This is a genomic window from Mesorhizobium sp. M1252 (genome assembly GCF_040318265.1).
GTDB lineage: Bacteria > Pseudomonadota > Alphaproteobacteria > Rhizobiales > Rhizobiaceae > Mesorhizobium.
The window spans coordinates 116644-136746 of sequence record NZ_JAMYLX010000007.1; the positions used below are offsets into that span (position 1 = coordinate 116644).

The window sequence follows — 20103 nt, forward strand, 5'->3', positions numbered from 1 at the left end:
CATTTTGCCAGATTTGGCCGCCACTGGAAAATCAAAAGCCGGTGACGGTTGCCCTGCAAACCGAACGCTCCAAGCCGGCTCCGCGTTTTGTGGCGGACGGCGTGGAGCGCTCGGAAGATTGCGCGGCCCGCGAAGGGGGAGCCGCGCAATCAGAGAGCTTACCGCCTGTTCGTCGGCGGCAGGGGCTTTGTTACATCTTCGGCAGCAGGACCTTGTCGATGACGTGGATGACGCCGTTCGACTGCTCGACATCGGCGATCGTGACATTGGCGACATTGCCGTTCTCGTCGGCTACGGTGACCTTGCCGCCATCGGCCTTGAGCGACAGCTCGCAGCCGCCGACCGTCTTGACCTTGTGGGTGCCGCCATCGGCCTTGGCCATCGAGGCGACATCGGCGCCCATCGCCTTGGCGCCGATGACATGGCAGGTCAGGATCTTGGTGAGCTTGTCCTTGTTCTCGGGCTTGAGCAGCGACTCGACCGTGCCAGCCGGAAGCGCGGCGAAGGCCTCATTGGTCGGCGCGAAGACGGTGAACGGGCCGGCGCCCTGCAGCGTCTCGATCAGGCCGGCAGCCTTGACGGCGGCGACCAGCGTGGTGTGGTCCTTCGAATTGACGGCGTTCTCGACGATGTTCTTGTTGGCGAACATGGCGGCGCCGCCAACCATCGGATTCTCGGCATAGGCGACCGTGGCGAGGGCGGAGACGGCAATGGTACCGGCGAGCAAAAGGGTGGCGATTCTACGCATAGTGTTCGAACTCCTCGGGGTTATTGTTTCCTCTTTCGGAACATGAGGAGATACGAAATAGAACTGCCTGAGTTTCCGCGCCGGGAAAAATTTCCTTTATTTTGTCGACGAATTAATCTCCGGAGACCGAACCTCTAATCTCCAGCAGCGTATCCAAAACGAAAACAGCGGAAGATGTACTTCCGCTGTCTTCATTGTGACGTCATGGTTTTACGATTTATCAGATGCCCTTCAGGTCGCCCGCGGCAACGACCGGTCCGGTCGGCTGTCCGGTCGTCGAACCGCCCGTCGGCTCGACGCTGACGGCAAGCACGGCGCCTTGCGCCAGCTTCTGCTGCACTGCCGGGGTAACCGGAATGTGCGTGACCTGGCCGGCGGGAATGACACCCATCGAGACCGGCGCATTCTTGCCTTCGATCATCCACAGTTCGAAGTCCTTGCCGGCGGCGCGTTCGCCCGAAACCAGCGACAGGCCGACATCGCGGCGGGAAGCGTCGTAGACGACGAGGTATTTGACATCGCTGCCTTCGGCAGCCAGCGAGGCGACGAGGCGCTCCTGCGGCACGACGACCGGCGACCTGACGTAAGGCACGGCGACATAGAGCACCAGGGCCGCGAGAGCCGCTGCGGTGAGGCCGCGCCAGAAGCTAAGGCTGGACCACAGGCTGCCGCTCGGGGCCGTCGTCGACGCCGCGGTGGAGGAGAACAGCCGGCGATCGATAGCCGGCTTGATGGTGGCCGGCGGCTCTACCTCAGCATAAGCGGCAGCCATCGGCGAGAGATTCACTTCCCAGGAATCGACGAGACGGGCAAAGCCGGTCTCCGCGTCGATGCGTCCGGAGGCTATCTGGCGCTCATCCGCCGGCAGCACGCCGAGAACGTATTCGGCTGCGAGCAGGTCGTCGCCTCCACGTTCCGGTCCATTTTCTTCTGCCAGGGTCATCTTTCCAGACATTCTCTAAGTTTCAGCAGGCTGCGGCGCAGCCATGTCCGCATCGTGTTGAGCGGAACCTTGTGACGTTCCGCGAGCTCGGCGTAACTTTCGCCGTTCAAATAAGCACCCCGAACGGCTTGCGCCCGGTCTTGTTCCAACTCTTCAAGGCACTGATAGATGCGCTCGGATTCACCGCCCGCAACAACCATAGCCTCTGGCCCCGGACCGGGGTCAGCCACGTCGAGCGCGGCATCGATATCGGCAGCGGGCTTGCGTCGCGACCGGATGCGATCAATCGCATGATTGCGTGCTATGGCCACCAGCCAGGAGATTGGGCTTAGATCGGAAACAGCGAAACGGTCCGCCTTCGTCCACACTTTGACGAAGACCTCTTGCAGCGCTTCTTCCGCATCTCCGCGATCCTTCAATACACGAAGGCACACGCCGAAAAGTTTCGCACTGGTTTGCCGGTAAAGCAGATCGAACGCGGTCCGATCCTTCATCGAGGTCCGGACAATCAGGGTGGAGATATCCTGCGGCGTCATACGGACAAGCTAAGCGATCACAATTTATTTGCAAAGGCAGAAATCTTGTTGTCCACGCAAACGATGTCCGCGCCCGGTCGCCAGTAATCGCCGGTCGGTGCCAAGGAAATCGGCTGTCGTTAGCCTCCCGCAGAAAGGGGAACAGCAATGTCGGCCGAACAGATGCTGTGGGAACGATGCAACCGACTTGGCAGGCTGTGCACAGAGGCGAGATCTCGCCGCCAGACCTTGTCGATGCTGCGATCGCGCGCGCCGAGGCAACCCGATCATTGCGCATCCGCCGCTTGCCTGAGGCGCCATGGACCCGAAGGGGGCCGACGAGCTCATCGAAAACCTGCTCGACAAATTGCATTTGACCCATCTCTTGGAGATCAGATCCCTGTTTGGGCAATTGATGGACAAGAGCCTGTGGTTCACCACTGGCCGGCGATCCAGAATGTCAGCGGCCAGCCGTCGATCGCGCTGCCGGCCCATGTCACCGATGCCGGCCTGCCGCTCGGCATCCAGGCCGTCGGCCGCCCCGGCGACGAGCAGACGTTTTTGTCGCTTGCCGCGCAGATGGAGAAGGTTTCCGGGTGGCTGACGCGGCGGGCGCCGCTCAAGGTGCCGGCCTGATCCGGCAGATTTCATCATCGTGATAGCAAAGCTGTTTGCGGCCTGGGCCAATTCCCGCTAAGACGCCGCCGTCCTTACCCGCATCCAGGGAACCATGCCGATGACGGAGATCACCGCCACCGCCGAAATGCAGGCCGCCCTGCTCTCGCGGGCCCTGCCCTATATGCAGCGCTACGAGCACAAGACGGTGGTGGTGAAATATGGCGGTCATGCCATGGGCGATATCGAGCTCGGCAAGGCTTTCGCCCGTGACATCGCGCTGCTGAAGCAGTCCGGCGTCAACCCGATCGTCGTCCATGGCGGCGGGCCGCAGATCGGCGCCATGCTGGCCAAGATGGGCATCGAATCCAAGTTCGAAGGCGGGCTGCGCGTCACGGACCAGAAGACGGTCGAGATCGTCGAGATGGTGCTGGCCGGTTCGATAAACAAGGAGATCGTCGCGCTGATCAACGCCGAGGGCGAATGGGCGATCGGCCTGTGCGGCAAGGACGGCAACATGGTGTTCGCCGAAAAGGCGCGCAAGACCATGATCGACCCGGACTCCAACATCGAGCGTGTGCTCGATCTCGGTTTCGTCGGCGAGCCGGTCGAGGTCGACCGCACCCTGCTCGACCTGCTGGCACGCTCGGAAATGATCCCGGTGCTGGCGCCGGTGGCGCCGGGCCGCGACGGCCACACGTACAACATCAATGCCGACACCTTTGCCGGTGCCATCGCCGGCGCCTGCCAGGCGACGCGCCTTTTGTTCCTGACCGACGTGCCCGGCGTGCTCGACAAGAACAAGAAGCTGATCGACGAACTGACAGTGGCCGAAGCCAAGGCGCTGATCAAGGACGGCACGGTGTCGGGCGGCATGATCCCCAAGGTCGAGACCTGCATCGAGGCGATCGAGCGCGGCGTCGAAGGCGTCGTCATCCTCAACGGCAAGACGCCGCATGCGGTGCTTTTGGAACTGTTCACCGAACACGGCGCCGGCACGCTGATCGTGCCCTGAGGTGCAACTGGCTTGGCGGCCAGTCGATCGGCTGGCCAGCCGTTAGGCAGGCTGGGGCAGGCGCGCGATGACCTTTATCTCGAAGTCGAAGCCGGCTAACCAGTTGACGCCGACCGCCGTCCAATTGGTGTAGGGCGGTTCACCGAACACCTTCAGCCGAACGGCATCGATCACGGGCCATTGCGCTGCCGGATCCGTGTGGAAGGTGGTCACGTCGACTATATCGTCGAACGTGGCGCCCGCTGCTTTCAGCACTGCCGCGGCGAGATTGTCGAAGGCAAGCTGGACCTGCTTTTCGAAGACAGGTTCGGGCGACCCGTCCTCGCGGCTGCCGACCTGGCCCGAGACGAACAAAAGATCGCCCGATCGTATTGCAGCAGAATAGCGATTGATCTCATAGAGAGCCTGCCGGCCGGCAGGAAAGATCGCGTCACGTTTGGTCATTTTCACTCCATTGTCCGGGTCACTCACTACGCCCCGTATGCTTGAAGTGGGTACATACGCTGCGTATGTCAATACGCATACGGTACGTATCTATAAATGGCAGCGAGCCTGTCAGGGGCCGGCCGAGATCGCGACAGCCGCTTCGGCCGGCTTGCGCGGCGGGCGCATGACGACCATGGATTCCTCATCGGCATCCTGCGGAGCGCCCCAGAACTCAGCCAGCGTCGGACCATCCTTGAGGCGGCGGTCGCGGGCCAGAAAACCCCAGACCTCGCGGAACCAGACGCGGCGGCCCATTTGCGTGTACCAGCGCATCGAATGGCGCTGTTCGGGATCGGGGTGGAAGAGAATGCGCGCCAGCGCCTTCGGCCGCGACTGCACCGCGACCTCGATCAGCTTGACCGAGAAGAACAGCATCCACGGTTTCAGGCGGGTCATCTGCAGCACCTGGTGCTTGTAGTCCCACAGCCGGGCATCCGTCTGGATCACCTTGCGGTCCTTGGCGATGCGGAAGAACGGCGTCCAGCGGTGCGGCGTGACATAGAGCGCCTGGATCTGGTCGGGGTCATAGGCCAGCAACTGGCGAAAGCCGCGCCACAGATCGCGAACGGTCTCATCCTCGAACCCGGCCACCCAAGTCGCCATCGACAGTATGCCATGCTGGCGGAGCAGCCGGATTGCCTCGCGGTCGGATGAGGTGCTGCCGCCCTTGCGGATCAATTGAAGCGTCTGCTCGTCGGTGTTTTCCATGCCGAGCAGCCAGCGGATGACGCCGGCCTTGCGATAGAGGTGCAGGATGTCGGCATCGCGCACGATGTCGTCGGCCCGGGTCGAGCCGACGATCAGCACCGGCACGTTCTCGGCGATCAGCGCATCGAGAAAGGCGCGCCAAACCTTCTTCGATACGGTCGGGTTTTCGTCGGCGAGGTTGATCAGTTCGACGCCGTGCTGGCGGTGCAGCCAGGCAATCTCCTGCGCAAATTTCTTGGGGTCGCGGTGCCGCCAGCGGGTCCAGAAACCGCGCTGGCCGCAATAATTGCACAGATGCGGGCAGCCCCGCGAAAACTGCATGACCACGGCGCGCTTGCCGCCCCAATAGCTGTAGCGGCGGTGATCGATCAGCTCCCAGCCGACGCGGTACTCGTCCAGATTGGCAGTGGTCCCGGCCGGCCGCGTCGCGAAGGGGCGGCCGAGATCGTCGCGATAGGCGATACCCGCGACATCGCCCAGCGGCCGGCGATTGTCCAGTGCCACGACCAGGGCAAGGATGGTTGCCTCGCCCTCGCCGCGCACGATGAAGTCGAAGACATCGCTCGCCGCCAATATGTCGCGCCAGTGATAGGTCGGGAACACGCCGCCATAGATCACCAGCGTCGCCGGCTCGAGCGCCTTGACCATGCGGGCGATCGCGAGCGCGGTGGGATGCGCCGAGGTCGAGCCGGAATGGCCGATCAGGATGCAATCGGGCTGGCCGCTGAGCGCATCGCGCACCAGCGTTTCCAACGGCATCGGCCCGAATTCGGCATCGACCAGCCGGACTTTATGGCCGGCTTCGATAAGCGGGCCGCCCAGTGCCAGCAAGCCGAGCGGTGGCAGATGGTCATCGGGCACGCGGCTGCCGATGGCGGTGTGCGGCGGATTGATCAGCACGATGTTCATGACGGACCTTTGAGCGACGGTCCGCATGGCGTAGCCGGCGTTTCAGTTTCGCATTTGGGCTCCGTTCAGCAGTTTGCGTGCAGCTTTTCCGCAGAAATGGCGGTGCGTGTCCTACCGCCTGAGGTGGGCGAGCGGCACGTGGCCCGGGCCCTTGATGTTCTGCAGCACCAGCTGGGTGTGAACGTCGCGCACGCCGGCAAGGCGCATCAGGCGGTGCATGACGAAGGCGTTGAGTTCGTCGACCGACGGCACCATGACGTGCAGCAGGAAATCGTGGTCGCCGGTCATCGTCCAGCATGACGACACTTCGTCCATGCGTTGCACGGCGGCGATGAAGGTTTCGGGCGAACCGTCGCTGTGGCTGGTGAGCCGCACCTGGATGAACACCTCGACCATCAGGCCGACGGCGCGGCGGTTGAGCACGGCGGCAAAGCCCTTGATGATGCCGGCCTCCTGCAGCGCCTCGAAGCGGCGGGCGCAAGGCGTCGTCGACAGGCCGATCTCCTGCGCCAGTTCGGACACGGGCTTGCGTCCATCGCGCTGAAGCACATCCAGCATCTTGATCTCGAAATCGTCGAACTGAGGCATTTTCACTCTCTTTCAGCTTCTGCTTGGTGATTTTTACCTCAAATCATGGACCCAAGCCATCATCAAAGCTGAATTGCCTCGCCGGCCGCCGCTAGACTCTGCGGACAGATTCAAGTGTCACGATCAGGGGAGAAGAACCATGACGACGATGAGCGTTGCCGAATATGCCCGTGATTGCGCGGCGCAAGGCCTGCGTGGCGACTATTCAGTGTGCCGTTCCGATTTCACCGTGGCGCAGGGCTACAACTACAGCGCCGACGAACAGGCGGTGTGGCGCACGTTGTGCGACCGGCAGACCAAGCTGACGCAGAAGCTGGCGCACCATTCCTATCTCGATGGGATCGCCGCACTCGGCCTGCTCGACAAGATCCCGGATTTCGGCGCGGTCTCAGACAAGCTGCGCAAGCTGACCGGCTGGGAAATCGTCGCCGTGCCTGGCCTCATCCCGGCCGCGCCCTTCTTCGACCATCTCGCCAACCGGCGCTTTCCGGTGACCAACTGGCTGCGCACCAAGGACGAGCTCGACTACATCGTCGAACCCGACATGTTCCACGACTTCTTCGGCCATGTGCCCATCCTGACACAGCCGGTGTTTGCCGACTTCATGCAGATGTATGGCGAAAAGGCCGAGAGCGTGATTGCACTGGGCGGTGACGAGATGATCACCCGGCTCTACTGGTACACCGCCGAATACGGGCTGATACAGGAGGAGGGGCAGAAGCGGAAAGCTTTCGGCGCCGGGCTGATGTCGTCGTTCACCGAATTGCAGTTCGCCGTCGCGAGCCCGGACGCGCACCACGTGCCCTTCGACCTCGAAACGGTGATGCGCACCGGCTACGAGATCGACAAGTTCCAGCGCGCCTATTTCGTGCTGCCGTCCTTCGACGTGTTGCGCGATGCGTTCCGGACCGCCGATTTCAAGGCGATCGTCGCCCGCCGCAAGGGGCAGCCGGCGCTGGATCCAGCGACGGTTTAGCAAATCCTGAAGGGTTTGCGCGGCACCTACCCCCACCCTTAATCCCTCCCCACAAAGGAGGACGGAGATCTCGTTGGCGCTGATTTCCGAGGGTTTCGACACCAAGGCATGGGTAGCGCCGGCAGCAATCCTGTCGCGCCGTTCGCTTTTTTGACAATCAGACGGTGATGACTTCGTCACACCGGGGGGATGACTTCGTCACACCGTGATTACTTTGGTCAGATGGTCGCCTAGCCGGCAGGCAAGTGCGGTGATCGTCGTAGTCGGGTTGCATTCGCCCGACGTGCAGAATACCGAGGAACCGCCGACATAGAGATTGTCCATGCCGTGCACCTTGCAGTTGGCGTCGACCACGCTCTTGGTGACATCGGTGCCCATGCGCGTGCCGCCCATGTGGTGGTGGCCGGCCAGTTCCTCATCCGTCGGGTAGTCCTCGCCATTGGTCAGCCAGTCCATGATGCGGACGCGGCCGAGGTCCTTCTCGATCAGCGTCGTTCCGAACAACTTGAGCCCCTCGAGGATGGTGCGGCGCTCCAACGGCGACTTCTTCCAGTGCAGCTCGATGCGCGGCACGCCGGCACGGTCGACATCGGTCTTCGACAATTCGATATGGTTCGAGGCCAGCGGCGCCTGTTCCCAGGCGACGTAGAGCTGGGCGGCGCAGCGCAGGTTCTGGCTGAGCTGGTAGGCGACCCATTCGGCGGCCTCGGGCGCGGTGCAGGCAAGGTCGGCAATCAGGCTCTTGACGCCGGCATAAGGCGTCTCGATCAGGCGTATGCCGAAATTCATGATCTGCAGCCGCTCCATGGCGGCGAGCGTCGGCGAGAAGAACGCCTCGTTGACGGCATCGACCTCGAACTCGCTGTAATCGGCCAGGATGGCATTGCCGCCCTCGAAGGTCGGGTGCTCCATCCAGTAGCGGCCAAGTGCCGTGGCGTTCGGCACCACGCCGCCATTCGAGCGCTGGTTCGACCATAGAAGCAGCCGCGAATTCTCCAGCCCGCCGGCGCAGACGATGAAATAATCGGCGCTGAAAGCGCCGGCATCCTTGCCGTTCGACCACAGCCTGGCGCCGGTCACTCGCTTGCCGTCGCCGGCAAGTTCGGTGGCATAGGTGTTGAGGACGAGCGCTATGTTCTTGCTCTTGTCGAGCTCGTCGGAGAATTTCTCGCCAAAGCGCACGGCCGGGCTCTTGATCAGCTGCACCCAGCGTATGTCGTCTGAAATCGGCACATCGGGCTTGAAGTCGGGAAGCTCGAGTATGTCGTGCACCTCGGACAGATAGGGCTCGATGTCGGTCCGGGCGATTGGCCAGCCGGTGTCCGGCGCCCATGCCTTGGGCTCAAAGTCCTGCTTGTCGAGCACGCGGCACCAGCCGGCCCAGTGGTTCGACGACCCGCCCATGAAGCGCAGCCGGGTGATGTCGAGATCGAAATATTGATCGCCGACCGTGGAGCCGCGGTAGAAATCCTGCGACTCGTCGCTGAATTCGCGTGCGCCGGCCTCCACCACCACGACCGGAATGCCGGCGGCGCCGAGCTTTCTGGCAATGGTGGTGCCGGCCGGCCCGGAGCCGAGAATGCAGACCCTGGGCTTGAAATCCGAGGCTCGAAACGCCTCATAGCTGTCGAAGATCATGCCAGGTCGCTCCGCTTCAGGATCCAGCCATTGACCACGACGATCTCGTCGGGATCGGCCGGGGGGCGGTCGCTGTCAGGCAGCTTGCGAAAAAGCTGTAGCGCCGGCATCGCAATCAGCGCCTGCACGATGGTGCGGCGCGACATTTTCCTGATGAAGAAACTCATGACACGTCTCTGGATGGGGGCTTCGATCCACGCATGGCGTTCCCTGAACGGCACAGGTACCGGCCAGCCATGCCATTCCCGTGCCAAGCCTTGCCTGTAAACGAGTTACAACCCGGTAAACGGCGCAGTTGCGTGGAAACAATGTTGGCGAACCGTTAACAGCCCCACCACCAACACCTAGGCAGCTTCGGAAATGTCCCGGTCGAGGATCGACAAATTGCGGCCGCGGTGCTTGGCCTCGTAGAGCCGGCGGTCGGCGGCGCGCATCAGGTCCGAGACATCGGCATCTTGCGCACAGGTGATGCCGCCGATCGAGACGGTCAGCGGCACCGTGCGCTCGTCGACCGGACGAAAGCGGACCAGCTCGACTTCACGGCGGATGCGCTCGGCCACGCGCCGGGCTTCGGCTTCCGTAGCGCCGACCAGGAAGGCGCCGAACTCCTCACCGCCAATGCGGCCGAGCACGTCGCCGCTGCGGACGCCGCGCTCGATGGCGCTGGCGATCAACACCAGTGCGTCATCGCCGGTCAGATGGCCGAAACTGTCGTTGATCGCCTTGAAATGGTCGGCGTCGATGATCAGCAGCGCGCCGCGATCGGATTTGCGCCGCGAGCCGTCCAACGCGGCAAAGAAGCTCTCGCGGTTGAGCATGCCGGTCATGTCGTCGCGGCTCGCCTTCGCCGACAGGCGCCGATGCGCGGCGGCGAGCTGGGCATGCGCGCGGGCGAGATCGCGATGCGCGTTTTTCAGTCGGTCGCTCTGCCAGAATGTGCTGGCGCAGGCGATCCAGGCGAGCGCCAGCGGGCACACCGTCGATGTCAGCCAGACAGTGCGGTCGACCGGAAAACCCATGGCGGGAACGATGATCAGCGTCAGCAAAAGCGAGATGGCTACCGAGCCGAATGCGACCGCGGCGGACTTTAAGACTATGCGACTCATCGCTGGCTCCCACTGAACCGTCTCTGTGCCAGCAAGCCCTGAAGGCCACCTTTCCGTGATGGCTAAAATTTGAATGGTGAGCCCATTTTTACAACTCTAGATGCACATAGGTTGTGGATAAGCTCTACATCAGAAAGGGGTTCGAACGGCAGATATTTCATGCCATAAGGACGCCATGACCACGCTGCCCGATCCCGCCCGCTTCGCCCATGTCACCGACTGGGTGTTCGACCTCGACAACACGCTTTATCCGCACCATTCGAATCTGTTTTCGCAGATCGACGTCAAGATGACGGCCTATGTCGGAGAACTGCTCACGCTGCCGCGCGAGGAAGCGCGCAAGCTGCAGAAGGAACTCTATCTCGAATATGGCACGACGCTGAACGGGCTGATGACGCGCCACGGCATCGACCCCGACGATTTTCTCGAAAAGGTGCACGACATCGACTATTCGTGGCTGGTGCCGGATCCGGTGCTGGGCACCGCCATCCGCCAGCTGCCCGGCCGCAAGTTCATCTTCACCAATGGCGACCGCAGGCACGCCGAGCGCACCGCGCGCCAGCTCGGCATACTCGACCATTTCGACGACATTTTCGATATCGTCGCCGCCGGGCTGACGCCGAAGCCGTCGCGGCAGACCTATGAGAAGTTTGCCGAACTGCACGCAGTCACCGGACACAATGCGGTGATGTTCGAGGATCTCGCCCGCAACCTCGAGGTGCCGAAATCACTGGGCATGACCACGGTGCTGGTGGTGCCGCGCAATTTCGAGCCGACCTTTGCCGAGATCTGGGAACGCGATCCGGCCAATGAGGACGACGTCGATTTCGTCACCGACGATCTCGCGACGTTTCTGACGGGGATAGTGGAGGGGTAGAGGAATTGAGGAGCTGAAGAATTGAAGAACTGGTGAAAGGGAGACCGATCCGGACCTCCTTTTCCTCAATTCTTCAGTTCTTCAATTCCCGGTTCCCCTACTCCCCCAACTTGTAGAAGCGGCTGATGATCCCCCAGGCCTCGTCGGCGGTGTCGACAAAGTCGATGATATCCTGGTCGCCGGGCGTGATGGTGCCTTGTTCGGCCAGGAAATCGAGGTCGATCGCGCGCTGCCAGAACGCCTTGCCGAACAGGATCACCGGCACGCGCTCCATGCGGCCGGTCTGGATCAGCGTCAGCGTCTCGAAGAATTCGTCCATGGTACCGAAGCCGCCCGGAAACACCGCGACGGCCTTGGCGCGCATGACGAAATGCATCTTGCGGATGGCGAAATAGTGGAAGTTGAAGCACAGCTCCGGGGTCACATAGGCGTTCGGCGCCTGCTCGTGTGGCAGGACGATGTTGAGGCCGATCGACGGCGCGCCGACATCGTCGGCGCCGCGATTTCCCGCCTCCATCACGCCTGGGCCGCCACCGGTGACGACGACGAATTCGCGGTAGTAGGACGTGGCCGATTGCTGTGAGCAGAGGCGGGCGAATTTGCGCGCCTCCTCGTAGTATTTGCTGTTTTCCTCGAGGTTTTTCTTCTGCGTCTCGTTCTTGGCGGCCCAGGCCTCGCCGCCGGGCTCGGGAATACGCGCGCCGCCGAACAGGATGACCGTCGAGCGGATGCCGCGCTCGGCCAGGATCATTTCGGGCTTCAAGAGCTCAAGCTGCAAGCGCACAGCGCGCAATTCCCGGCGCGTCATGAAGTCGGGATCGTTCCAGGCCAGCCGGTAGGTTTCGGCGCGCGTCTGCGGCGTGTCGGGAACGCTTTTCGAGCGCTCCAGATCCTCGTCCGAATGCGGCAGCGGCGTCCATCCCGCCTTTTCCATAGGAGTCATATGCTTTCTACCCGTCCCAACAGTTCACTTGCGCCGTCCCATGGCGCACGCGCGATTGACCCCCAATACGCCTTAACATAGGGTCCGCGCGACTTTCAAAACAAGGTTAAGGCCGACGGCCTTAACAGCGTGGTAACGGAGCGAATTCATGTCGAAGCCTGATCTGGCCAGCCTCGAAAAGACGATCGAGAAGGCCTTCGAGGAGCGCGACACGATTTCGACCGCGACCCGGGGCGAAACGCGCGACGCCATCCAGTCCTCACTCGACCTGCTCGACCGTGGCACCGTGCGCGTTGCCGAGCGCCAGGCCGATGGCAAATGGCATGTCAACCAATGGCTGAAGAAGGCGGTGCTGCTCTCGTTCCGGCTCTATCCGATGGAGATCATCAAGGGCGGCCCCGGCCAGGCGGTCTGGTGGGACAAGGTGGCGTCGAAGTTCGACGGCTGGAGCGCGGTCGATTTCGAGAAGGCAGGCTTCCGCGCCGTGCCGTCTTCGATCGTGCGCCGCTCGGCCTATGTCGCGCCGGGCGCGGTGCTGATGCCGTCCTTCGTCAATGTCGGCGCCTATGTCGATAGCGGCACCATGGTCGACACCTGGGCCTCGGTCGGCTCCTGCGCCCAGATCGGCAAGAATGTGCACCTCTCGGGCGGCGTAGGCATCGGCGGGGTGCTGGAGCCGATGCAGGCCGGCCCGACCATCATCGAGGACAATTGCTTCATCGGCGCGCGCTCCGAAGTGGTCGAGGGCTGCATCGTGCGCGAAGGCTCGGTGCTCGGAATGGGTGTGTTCATCGGCCAGTCGACCAAGATCGTCGACCGCGCCACCGGCGAAGTGTTTTATGGCGAGGTGCCGCCGAATTCGGTCGTCGTCGCCGGCTCGATGCCGGGCAAGGCCTTTCCGAACAACGAGCCGGGCCCTGGCCTCTACTGCGCCGTCATCGTCAAGCGCGTCGATGCCAAGACCCGGTCGAAAACCTCGATCAACGAACTGCTGCGTGATTGATCCTGTCCGAGCAACCAGAGCGCTCCAGATTGCCCAACACACCACCACTTCCCTGGCTTTTCTTCAGCCTCTCAGGGCGCGTCAGCCCAAGTGCCTACGTGCTCGCCGGGCTGCTGCTGGTGCTTGCACAGTTTTTCCCGCTCTACCAGTTGTCGAGACTGGAACCCGGCACCGCAACCAGCCAGAACTGGGCACTTGTGTTCTGGGTCGTTTTGCTGATCTCGACATGGTCGAGCTTTGCGGTAACCGCAAAGCGGTTTCATGATTTCGGCAAGCCGACTTATTACGCGTTGATCTCTCTTGTCATCGGCCCCATTCTTCTCATCGTTCTAGCGTGTTTCCGCGGTGACCCCGGTCCGAACCGCTACGGCAAACGCAGCAACGCGCCGGCTGAAACATGAGCGCCGACCGGATATCTTGCCATGCGCTACCGCACGCTTGATCCGAAACTGATCATCGACACCGCCGAGCGGCTGGAAGAGCGCGTCGCCGAGCGTTTTCCCGATGCCGGCCTGCGCGGCGTCGCCGCCGAACTGGTGTCGCTGTCGCGCGACCTGGCCAAGGCGGCGCAGGCGCTGGAAGCGCCGATCTGGTGGCTCCGCGGCGCCATCGTTGCCGCTGTTGCCGCCGGCGCGCTGATCTTCCTGTTCGTCGGCACCATCCTGCCGCTCATCCATATCTCGCAGGCCGACGATGCGGTGCAGTCGGTGCAAGGCATCGAAGCCACGATCAACATGATGATCCTTGCCGTGCTCGGCCTGCTGGCGCTGATCCGCACCGAGGAGCGCATCAAGCGCAAGCGGGTGTTTCGCCAGCTGCATGGGTTGAGATCGCTGATCCATGTCATCGACATGCACCAGCTGACCAAGGATCCGGCAGCATTGTCCGCCAATTTCAGGCCGACCGCGCATTCGCCGGCGCGCATCACCAATGCCGCCGACCTGGCGCGCTACCTCGACTATTGCTCGGAGATGCTGTCGATCACCGGCAAGATCGCGGCGCTGTTTGCGCAGTCGGTCAATGACGATGTGGTCATCGACGGCGTCAACGACGTCGAGAACCTGGCGTCCAACCTGTCGCGCAAGATCTGGCAGAAGATCACGCTGATCGAGAACCACCCGGCGGCGCAGCCCCTGCCGGCGCCAGGCTCGGCGAGCAAAGCGCCGGCTCCGAGGCGCGCACCAAAGCTGTGACGCGGCGGGCCCACGCGCCTATTTTGCGGGCCAAAGCCCGAGGCTCGCGGCAAGTAGACTATCCAGTGACGGTTTCCGGCGTCAGCCCGGGTGAGCCGCGCTTTTCCCGCTCGGCCTGCCGCACCAGCACGGTGACCCGCTTCAGCAGAGGCGCCGGCGTGCCGGCCTTTTCGGCGAGGCTCAGGACGGCCCCCTGCAGGTCACCGATCTCGGTCGGCCGACCACGCTGGAGGTCGTCCCACATCGACGAACGCGCCTGCGGGTCGATGGCGAGCATGCGGCGGGCGACCAGCCCGAACAGCCAGTCCGGCAGCCGGAGCAGGTTCGGCAGCAGGCCGGGATGCAAGCCGCCGATCCGCGCCGGCGCGATATGTAACGCCTTCATCGCCGCCAGGGCCTCGTCGATCTGACCGGCCAGGATCCGCCGCCAGCGGCGGTCGGCAAGTTCGCTCGCCAGCGGCAGGCCGGACAAGGCGACAAGCGCGTTGTTGAGGTTGATCAGCAGCTTGCCCCACTGAACGGCTTTCATGTCGGGATGGGTTTCCACGCCAAGCCCTTCGACATCGAGAAGGCCGGCAAGGCCGGTCACGCCATCTTCGATCATGACCTTGCCGTCGCTGGCGCGATGCACGTGAAGCGGCAAATTGCCTATGGCCGACTGGACGACATTGAACGGCACCATGCCGGCGAGCACAGTCCGTCCACCGAGCCCGGCGCGTAACCGGTCGGCATTGCCGACGCCGTTCTGCAGGCTGACCACCACGACATCGCCGCGCGCATGTCCGGCAACAAGCGACGCCATCTCCTCGGTAGCGCCGTTCTTGACCGTCACCAGCACCACGTCGGCACTGGCGAGGGCAGCGGCGGGATCGGTGGTGACGGACTCCGGCCGGATGGATCGGTCGCGACCATCGAGATCGGTGATGCGCAGGCCACCGTCCAGCAAGGCCGTCGCGATGCCTGGCCGCGCCAAAAACACCACCTTGCGTCCGGCCAGCGCCAGGCAACCGCCGACATAGCAGCCGATGCTGCCGGCGCCGGCAATGACGATGGTCTTTTCGGCGTTGGCCATGCGATTATCTCGTGTCGGCCTGCACTATACGACATGAAAACCATAATGTCGGCGGCAGGACCGGTCATCATCTCTGGCCGTGACAGGCCTTTCGCTTTCGACTATCGCTTTGCCCATGAAACTGCCGACCGATCCCGCCGCCAACCTCGCGACCCTCATACGCTGCGCCTCCATAACGCCCGCCGAGGGCGGCGCGCTGGCTGCCCTGGAAGGCATGCTGAAGCCGCTCGGCTTTTCCGTCGAACGCCCGGTGTTTTCCGAACACGGCACCCCCGACATCGAGAACCTCTACGCGCGCCGCTCCGGTAATGGGCCGCATCTGATGTTTGCCGGCCATACCGACGTGGTGCCGGCGGGCGACGAGGCGTCGTGGACGCATCCGCCCTTTGCCGCCGAGATCGCCAAGGGCGAGATGTACGGCCGCGGCGCCGTCGACATGAAGGGCGGCATTGCCTGTTTCATCGCTGCCGTGGCGCGCCATGTCGAGAACAAGGGTGGTCCGAAAGGCTCGGTCTCGCTGCTGATTACCGGCGACGAGGAGGGGCCGGCCATCAACGGGACGACAAAACTGCTCGACTGGGCGGCGGCCAGGGGCGAGAGATGGGACGCCGCGATCGTCGGCGAGCCGACCAATCCGGACACGCTCGGCGACATGATCAAGATCGGCCGGCGTGGCTCGATGTCGGGCAGTGTCACGGTCAACGGCCGCCAGGGCCATGTCGCCTATCCATTGCTCGCCGACAATCCGGTGCGCGGCCTGATCAGCCTGGTCGACGCCTTGCTGTCGCCCGTCTTCGACAAGGGCACGAAGGATTTTCAGCCGACCAATCTGGAAGTGACCTCGATTGATGTCGGCAACCCGGCGACCAATGTTATTCCGGCCAAGGCGACAGCCACCTTCAACATCCGCTTCAACGACACATGGACTGCCGAGACGGTGCAGGCCGAGATCCATAACCGGCTCGACCAGGCGGCGAAGCGCAAGAAATACCGGACCGGCAAGACGCCGGTCGACTACGAGTTGATCTGGCGCGACCGGCCGAGCCATGTCTTCCTGACGCGCGACGACAAGCTGATCGGGACGCTGCGCGGGTCGATCAAGGCGACGGTCGGCAAGGAGCCGGCGCTGTCCACCTCGGGCGGAACCTCGGATGCGCGTTTCATCAAGGACTATTGCCCGGTGGTCGAGTTCGGCCTCGTCGGCAAGACCATGCACATGGTCGACGAGCGCGTCGCACTGGCCGACCTCGAGACGCTGACCCAAATCTACCAGCGCTTCATCGATGACTGGTTCGAGCAGGGCTGATCATGCTTTCGGTTGACGAGACCTCTTCATCGCTTAACGGCGCCTGGCGGCTGATGCTCGGAAAGGCCGACGGCTTGCGGCTGCTCGACCTTTCGGCGGACGGCTTCTGGAATTCCTTCTTCGCCATCGTCGTCGCCGCGCCGGCGATGATCGTCGGCTGGGTCGGCACGGCCAACGAGATCGGCGATCCCAATGCGTTCGCAGGTCGGCTGGGCATGTTGGTTCGCCTGGCGACCGTCGACCTCGGCTCGTGGCTGCTGCCCCTGGTTGTGCTTGCCCTGGTCGCATCGCGCGCCGGCATCGGCGACCGCTTCGTCCACTATGTCGTCGCCAGCAACTGGGCGTCAGCGATCACCGCCTGGATGCTGCTGCCTTCAGCGCTGATCAGGCTTTTCCTGCCGTCCGGCAACCCGGTTGCCGAATTGGTGTGGCTGGTTCTGGTGGTGCTTTCGCTGGTACTCTCCTGGCGGATGACCAACGCCACGATCGGCAAGGGCGCGGCTGTCGGCAGCGCCGTGTTCGCAGGCATGTTGGTGGTGTCTCTAGCCGTGTTGTTCGGCCTGGTGGCGCTGCTCGGCATCACTGTGCCGACCGCCACTCCGGCCTAGAACTTTTCCGGATAGTCCACACCGACGAGAAAAAGCCCGTCGGGCGGCGCCACCTGGCCGCAGGCGGCGCGGTCTTGTGCAGCGAGCGCGGCCTTGAGGTCGGCGGCGGTCCAGCCGCCGTCGCCGACGCGTTTCAGCGAACCGACCATGGAGCGCACCTGGTTGTGCAGGAAAGAGCGCGCCGAGGCCCTGACTTCGATCAGGTCGCCCTGGCGGCTTACATCGAGCAGCTCCAGCGTCCGCACCGGACTGTTGGCCTGGCATTGCGTCGAGCGGAAGGTGGTAAAGTCATGTCGGCCGAGCAGGACTTTCGCCGCTTCGTGCATGGCGTCCGCATCGAGCCGCTTCGGCACCCACCAGACCTTGCCCTTTTCCATCGCTGCAGGCGCGCGCCGGTTGAGGATGCGGTAGAGATAGTGCCGTCCGCTGGCCGAGAAACGGGCGTCGAACTCATTGAGGACAACCGTCGCCTGCAGGATGGCGATGCGCGCGCCCGCCGCCTGCAGGTGCGCGTTGACGGCGTCGCGCACCTTGTCGTTTGGCCATGCCTTGGCGAGGTCGACATGCGCCACCTGGGCGGTCGCATGCACCCCGGCGTCGGTGCGGCCGGCGGCGCGTATCCGCACCGCCTCACCGCAGAATTTCTCGATCGCCTGCTCTATCGCCTGCTGCACCGAAGGCTGATCCGCCTGGTGTTGCCAGCCGGCGAAGAGGCTGCCGTCATATTCGATATCGAGACGAAAACGCGGCATACACCCTTCGTTCAGGCGGCGAGTGCGGTAAAGGCCTGGGCGTAGACCAGTTTGCCTTTTTCGGGTGCGTCACCCCAGGCCAGCGCCTGCAGCGCTTCGCCCTGATATTCGCTCTCGAACTTTTCGGCCCGCGCATGATTGTAGCCGAAGCGGCCGTAATAGGCCGGATCGCCCAACACAACGGCGAGCGTCTCGCCGGCATCCCTGAGGCGGATATGCGCCTCGCGGATCAGCGCACCGCCAATGCCCGAGCCGTGGAACGAAGGTTCCACCGCCAACGGCGCCAGCGCCACGGCTGCAAACTGCTTGCCGCCGTTCTGAACGAACAGCCTGGAAAACAGGATGTGGCCGACCACCTGGCCGTCTTCTTCCGCCACCAGTTCGACAACGGCGTCGCCGCCGGTGACCAGAGCGTCGACCAGCCCGGCCTCCGCCTGCTGGCCGAATGCGTGTTCCTCGACGAGGCGTATAGCCTCGCGGTCCCGCGGCGTCGCGCCGCGTATCGACATCATGCTCATGAGAACTTCATTCCCTTTTCGATCTTGGCCCCGCGCAGAAACTCCTGCGCGGCAGCAGGCTTTCCGCCCGCCCGTTGAACTTCGACCAGCCTGACCGCGCCCGACCCGCAGGCGACCGTCAGCCGGTCATCGAGAATTCCTCCCGACTCGCCCATGCTTTCAGAAAGCGTACCTTCAGAAAGGGTCGAGCGAAGCAGTTTCAGCCGTTCCGTGCGGCCGCCGATGTCGGCCTCGCACCAGGCGCCCGGGAATGGCGACAGGCCGCGAATGTGATTGTGGACCTCCGCAGCCGGGCGCGTCCAGTCCACACGTGTCTCCGACTTATCGATTTTCCTGGCGTAGGTCACCCTGTCAGCCGCCTGCAAAGTCGATGCCAGGGTATTTGTCTCCAATCGGGACAGCGCTTCCACCATCAGCGTGGCAGCAATATTCATCAAGCGGTCGTGCAGATCGCCGGCGGTCATGTCGGGCTCTATGGCGCATTTTTCAACCAGTGCCACCGGACCGGTGTCCAGGCCCTCTTCCATGCGCATCACCATCATGCCGGTTTCGACGTCGCCGGCCATAATGGCGCGCTGGATGGGAGCTGCACCACGCCAACGCGGCAAAAGCGAGGCGTGGCCGTTGAGGCAGCCGAGGCGCGGAGCCTCCAAAATACCCTTCGGCAACAGCAAACCATACGCGACGACGACCGCGACATCGGCACGCAACGCATAGAAAGCAGCTTGCTCGGCCTCGCCCTTCAGCGACAGCGGCGTGCGCACTTCGATGCCCAGCCGCTCAGCCTCGCGCTGCACCGGCGACGGTGTCAGCTCCAGCCCGCGGCGGCCCGCGGCGCGCGGCGGCTGGGTGTAGACGGCTGCTATCTCGTGCCCGGCCTCGGCAATCGCGCGCAGCACCGGCACCGAAAACTCCGGCGTGCCCATGAAGATGACGCGAAGCGGCATCTTCCCTATCCCACCAGCTTGCCCGGCGCCTTGTCCTTGGCGAGCTTCTTGAACTTCTTGACCACCATGTCGCGCTTCAGCTTCGAGATGTGGTCGATGAACAGCACACCGTTGAGATGGTCGATCTCGTGCTGCAGGCAGGTCGCCATCAGGCCTTCGGCCTCGATCTCCTGCAGCTTGCCGTCGCGGTCGAGATATTTCACGCGCACCGAGGCGGGACGCTCGACCTCGGCGTAATAGTCCGGGATCGACAGGCAGCCTTCCTCGTAGACGGAGCGAGCGTCGGCGCTTTCGAGGATTTCGGGATTGATGAAGACATGCGGCGCCGGCGGCTCGTCTTCCTTGGCGAGGTCGATGACCAGCATGCGCAGCGGCTCGCCAATCTGGATTGCGGCCAAGCCGATGCCCGGCGCATCATACATCGTCGCCAGCATGTCGTCGGTCAGTTTGCGCAAAGGCGCGTCGACGCGTTCGACCGGTTTGGAAACCTGGCGCAGGATAGGATCGGGAAGGATGATGAGCGGCTTGATCGACATGGCGCCTCACCTAAAACGTCGCAGGAGAAGCGTCAACCGGTGCGAATCGGTCTCGTTCACGTTTTGATCTGTGCCAGGTCTGCGAATCGGCTATGCTGGCG

24 protein-coding genes are annotated in these 20103 nt (G+C 63.3%); 9 read left to right on the forward strand and 15 right to left on the reverse strand.

Going from position 1 to position 20103, the window contains the following annotated elements:
* Nucleotides 1–190: 190 nt before the first annotated feature.
* From NKH22_RS16010 to NKH22_RS16020, 3 genes are all read right to left on the reverse strand, one after another.
* On the reverse strand, nucleotides 191–748 hold the full coding sequence (locus NKH22_RS16010; protein WP_352910065.1) for a fasciclin domain-containing protein: 558 nt from the start codon (nucleotides 746–748) through the stop codon (nucleotides 191–193).
* A 220-nt stretch (nucleotides 749–968) separates the two neighbouring features.
* Nucleotides 969–1691, reverse strand: a complete 723-nt coding sequence (locus NKH22_RS16015; RefSeq protein WP_023673235.1) for an anti-sigma factor — start codon at nucleotides 1689–1691, stop codon at nucleotides 969–971.
* Nucleotides 1688–2227 (reverse strand): sigma-70 family RNA polymerase sigma factor, encoded by a 540-nt coding sequence (locus NKH22_RS16020; protein WP_023673234.1) that lies wholly within the window; start codon nucleotides 2225–2227, stop codon nucleotides 1688–1690. Before NKH22_RS16020 ends, NKH22_RS16015 begins: the two co-directional genes overlap by 4 nt.
* Nucleotides 2228–2635: 408 nt before the next feature.
* On the opposite strand from NKH22_RS16020, the gene NKH22_RS16025 reads away from it, so the two are divergent.
* Both NKH22_RS16025 and argB read left to right on the forward strand, forming a co-directional pair.
* Complete coding sequence (locus tag NKH22_RS16025; RefSeq protein WP_352910068.1) at nucleotides 2636–2842, forward strand: amidase family protein; 207 nt, start codon at nucleotides 2636–2638, stop codon at nucleotides 2840–2842.
* Nucleotides 2843–2942: 100 nt separating this feature from the next.
* Nucleotides 2943–3836 (forward strand): acetylglutamate kinase, encoded by an 894-nt coding sequence (gene argB / locus NKH22_RS16030; protein ID WP_013528489.1) that lies wholly within the window; start codon nucleotides 2943–2945, stop codon nucleotides 3834–3836.
* A gap of 42 nt (nucleotides 3837–3878) precedes the next feature.
* On the opposite strand, the gene NKH22_RS16035 is transcribed toward argB, so the two are convergent.
* The 3 genes from NKH22_RS16035 to NKH22_RS16045 form a co-directional block, all read right to left on the reverse strand.
* The gene (locus tag NKH22_RS16035) at nucleotides 3879–4280 is read right to left on the reverse strand and encodes a RidA family protein (protein ID WP_352910070.1); all 402 of its coding nucleotides are present in this window, start codon (nucleotides 4278–4280) and stop codon (nucleotides 3879–3881) included.
* A 111-nt stretch (nucleotides 4281–4391) separates the two neighbouring features.
* On the reverse strand, nucleotides 4392–5939 hold the full coding sequence (gene bchE / locus NKH22_RS16040; RefSeq protein WP_352910073.1) for a magnesium-protoporphyrin IX monomethyl ester anaerobic oxidative cyclase: 1548 nt from the start codon (nucleotides 5937–5939) through the stop codon (nucleotides 4392–4394).
* Between the two features lie 111 nt (nucleotides 5940–6050).
* Nucleotides 6051–6527, reverse strand: a complete 477-nt coding sequence (locus tag NKH22_RS16045; RefSeq protein ID WP_023687465.1) for an Lrp/AsnC family transcriptional regulator — start codon at nucleotides 6525–6527, stop codon at nucleotides 6051–6053.
* Nucleotides 6528–6666: 139 nt separating this feature from the next.
* On the opposite strand from NKH22_RS16045, the gene phhA reads away from it, so the two are divergent.
* Entirely contained in the window at nucleotides 6667–7503 is an 837-nt protein-coding gene (gene phhA / locus NKH22_RS16050) for a phenylalanine 4-monooxygenase (protein WP_023732756.1), read from the forward strand.
* Nucleotides 7504–7701: 198 nt separating this feature from the next.
* Here phhA and NKH22_RS16055 read toward each other — a convergent pair whose 3' ends face one another.
* The 3 genes from NKH22_RS16055 to NKH22_RS16065 form a co-directional block, all read right to left on the reverse strand.
* Complete coding sequence (locus NKH22_RS16055) at nucleotides 7702–9141, reverse strand: GMC oxidoreductase (protein ID WP_352910076.1); 1440 nt, start codon at nucleotides 9139–9141, stop codon at nucleotides 7702–7704.
* Complete coding sequence (locus tag NKH22_RS16060) at nucleotides 9138–9308, reverse strand: hypothetical protein (protein ID WP_023673226.1); 171 nt, start codon at nucleotides 9306–9308, stop codon at nucleotides 9138–9140. Before NKH22_RS16060 ends, NKH22_RS16055 begins: the two co-directional genes overlap by 4 nt.
* A 177-nt stretch (nucleotides 9309–9485) precedes the next feature.
* Nucleotides 9486–10247, reverse strand: coding sequence for a GGDEF domain-containing protein (locus tag NKH22_RS16065; protein ID WP_023681345.1), 762 nt, complete (start codon nucleotides 10245–10247; stop codon nucleotides 9486–9488).
* A gap of 175 nt (nucleotides 10248–10422) precedes the next feature.
* On the opposite strand from NKH22_RS16065, the gene NKH22_RS16070 reads away from it, so the two are divergent.
* Nucleotides 10423–11124 (forward strand): pyrimidine 5'-nucleotidase, encoded by a 702-nt coding sequence (locus tag NKH22_RS16070; RefSeq protein ID WP_352652494.1) that lies wholly within the window; start codon nucleotides 10423–10425, stop codon nucleotides 11122–11124.
* Nucleotides 11125–11221: 97 nt separating this feature from the next.
* On the opposite strand, the gene NKH22_RS16075 is transcribed toward NKH22_RS16070, so the two are convergent.
* Nucleotides 11222–12067, reverse strand: coding sequence for an LOG family protein (locus NKH22_RS16075; protein WP_023681343.1), 846 nt, complete (start codon nucleotides 12065–12067; stop codon nucleotides 11222–11224).
* A 148-nt stretch (nucleotides 12068–12215) separates the two neighbouring features.
* Between NKH22_RS16075 and dapD the strand changes: the two genes are divergently transcribed.
* From dapD to NKH22_RS16090, 3 genes are read left to right on the forward strand one after another with little or no spacing between them, the layout of a single operon-like run.
* Nucleotides 12216–13070: a 2,3,4,5-tetrahydropyridine-2,6-dicarboxylate N-succinyltransferase gene (gene dapD / locus NKH22_RS16080; RefSeq protein WP_023673222.1), complete on the forward strand. Its 855-nt coding sequence runs from the start codon at nucleotides 12216–12218 to the stop codon at nucleotides 13068–13070.
* The gene (locus NKH22_RS16085) at nucleotides 13067–13471 is read left to right on the forward strand and encodes a DUF805 domain-containing protein (protein WP_081731293.1); all 405 of its coding nucleotides are present in this window, start codon (nucleotides 13067–13069) and stop codon (nucleotides 13469–13471) included. The genes dapD and NKH22_RS16085 overlap by 4 nt, the downstream gene beginning before the upstream one ends.
* Nucleotides 13472–13492: 21 nt before the next feature.
* The gene (locus NKH22_RS16090; RefSeq protein ID WP_023732758.1) at nucleotides 13493–14263 is read left to right on the forward strand and encodes a hypothetical protein; all 771 of its coding nucleotides are present in this window, start codon (nucleotides 13493–13495) and stop codon (nucleotides 14261–14263) included.
* 58 nt (nucleotides 14264–14321) lie between these two features.
* Here the strand turns inward: NKH22_RS16090 and NKH22_RS16095 are convergent, their stop codons facing one another.
* Entirely contained in the window at nucleotides 14322–15335 is a 1014-nt protein-coding gene (locus NKH22_RS16095; protein WP_023821727.1) for a 2-dehydropantoate 2-reductase, read from the reverse strand.
* A gap of 115 nt (nucleotides 15336–15450) precedes the next feature.
* On the opposite strand from NKH22_RS16095, the gene dapE reads away from it, so the two are divergent.
* Nucleotides 15451–16641 carry a succinyl-diaminopimelate desuccinylase gene (gene dapE / locus NKH22_RS16100; RefSeq protein ID WP_023821726.1) on the forward strand — a complete coding sequence of 397 codons (1191 nt, stop codon included), beginning with the start codon at nucleotides 15451–15453 and terminating at the stop codon, nucleotides 16639–16641.
* A gap of 2 nt (nucleotides 16642–16643) precedes the next feature.
* Nucleotides 16644–17249 (forward strand): transporter, encoded by a 606-nt coding sequence (locus NKH22_RS16105; protein ID WP_352910081.1) that lies wholly within the window; start codon nucleotides 16644–16646, stop codon nucleotides 17247–17249.
* On the opposite strand, the gene truA is transcribed toward NKH22_RS16105, so the two are convergent.
* Genes truA through def form a run of 4 tightly spaced genes read right to left on the reverse strand, consistent with a single transcriptional unit; the run spans nucleotide 17246 to nucleotide 20002 of the window.
* Entirely contained in the window at nucleotides 17246–18001 is a 756-nt protein-coding gene (gene truA / locus NKH22_RS16110) for a tRNA pseudouridine(38-40) synthase TruA (RefSeq protein WP_023821724.1), read from the reverse strand. The genes NKH22_RS16105 and truA overlap by 4 nt on opposite strands.
* An 11-nt stretch (nucleotides 18002–18012) precedes the next feature.
* Nucleotides 18013–18519, reverse strand: a complete 507-nt coding sequence (locus tag NKH22_RS16115) for a GNAT family N-acetyltransferase (RefSeq protein ID WP_023728813.1) — start codon at nucleotides 18517–18519, stop codon at nucleotides 18013–18015.
* Nucleotides 18516–19466, reverse strand: coding sequence for a methionyl-tRNA formyltransferase (gene fmt / locus NKH22_RS16120; RefSeq protein ID WP_023696041.1), 951 nt, complete (start codon nucleotides 19464–19466; stop codon nucleotides 18516–18518). The genes NKH22_RS16115 and fmt overlap by 4 nt, the downstream gene beginning before the upstream one ends.
* A gap of 5 nt (nucleotides 19467–19471) precedes the next feature.
* Nucleotides 19472–20002: a peptide deformylase gene (def, locus tag NKH22_RS16125; RefSeq protein ID WP_023732764.1), complete on the reverse strand. Its 531-nt coding sequence runs from the start codon at nucleotides 20000–20002 to the stop codon at nucleotides 19472–19474.
* Nucleotides 20003–20103: the final 101 nt, after the last annotated feature.

Coding starts and splice junctions, on each gene's coding strand:
- NKH22_RS16010 (WP_352910065.1), bottom strand. CDS start 748: ATGCGTAGAATCGCCACCCTTTTGCTCGCCGGTACCATTGCCGTCTCC.
- NKH22_RS16015 (WP_023673235.1), bottom strand. CDS start 1,691: ATGACCCTGGCAGAAGAAAATGGACCGGAACGTGGAGGCGACGACCTG.
- NKH22_RS16020 (WP_023673234.1), bottom strand. CDS start 2,227: ATGACGCCGCAGGATATCTCCACCCTGATTGTCCGGACCTCGATGAAG.
- argB (WP_013528489.1), top strand. CDS start 2,943: ATGACGGAGATCACCGCCACCGCCGAAATGCAGGCCGCCCTGCTCTCG.
- NKH22_RS16035 (WP_352910070.1), bottom strand. CDS start 4,280: ATGACCAAACGTGACGCGATCTTTCCTGCCGGCCGGCAGGCTCTCTAT.
- bchE (WP_352910073.1), bottom strand. CDS start 5,939: ATGAACATCGTGCTGATCAATCCGCCGCACACCGCCATCGGCAGCCGC.
- NKH22_RS16045 (WP_023687465.1), bottom strand. CDS start 6,527: ATGCCTCAGTTCGACGATTTCGAGATCAAGATGCTGGATGTGCTTCAG.
- phhA (WP_023732756.1), top strand. CDS start 6,667: ATGACGACGATGAGCGTTGCCGAATATGCCCGTGATTGCGCGGCGCAA.
- NKH22_RS16055 (WP_352910076.1), bottom strand. CDS start 9,141: ATGATCTTCGACAGCTATGAGGCGTTTCGAGCCTCGGATTTCAAGCCC.
- NKH22_RS16060 (WP_023673226.1), bottom strand. CDS start 9,308: ATGAGTTTCTTCATCAGGAAAATGTCGCGCCGCACCATCGTGCAGGCG.
- NKH22_RS16065 (WP_023681345.1), bottom strand. CDS start 10,247: ATGAGTCGCATAGTCTTAAAGTCCGCCGCGGTCGCATTCGGCTCGGTA.
- NKH22_RS16070 (WP_352652494.1), top strand. CDS start 10,423: ATGACCACGCTGCCCGATCCCGCCCGCTTCGCCCATGTCACCGACTGG.
- NKH22_RS16075 (WP_023681343.1), bottom strand. CDS start 12,067: ATGACTCCTATGGAAAAGGCGGGATGGACGCCGCTGCCGCATTCGGAC.
- dapD (WP_023673222.1), top strand. CDS start 12,216: ATGTCGAAGCCTGATCTGGCCAGCCTCGAAAAGACGATCGAGAAGGCC.
- NKH22_RS16090 (WP_023732758.1), top strand. CDS start 13,493: ATGCGCTACCGCACGCTTGATCCGAAACTGATCATCGACACCGCCGAG.
- NKH22_RS16095 (WP_023821727.1), bottom strand. CDS start 15,335: ATGGCCAACGCCGAAAAGACCATCGTCATTGCCGGCGCCGGCAGCATC.
- dapE (WP_023821726.1), top strand. CDS start 15,451: ATGAAACTGCCGACCGATCCCGCCGCCAACCTCGCGACCCTCATACGC.
- NKH22_RS16105 (WP_352910081.1), top strand. CDS start 16,644: ATGCTTTCGGTTGACGAGACCTCTTCATCGCTTAACGGCGCCTGGCGG.
- truA (WP_023821724.1), bottom strand. CDS start 18,001: ATGCCGCGTTTTCGTCTCGATATCGAATATGACGGCAGCCTCTTCGCC.
- NKH22_RS16115 (WP_023728813.1), bottom strand. CDS start 18,519: ATGAGCATGATGTCGATACGCGGCGCGACGCCGCGGGACCGCGAGGCT.
- fmt (WP_023696041.1), bottom strand. CDS start 19,466: ATGCCGCTTCGCGTCATCTTCATGGGCACGCCGGAGTTTTCGGTGCCG.
- def (WP_023732764.1), bottom strand. CDS start 20,002: ATGTCGATCAAGCCGCTCATCATCCTTCCCGATCCTATCCTGCGCCAG.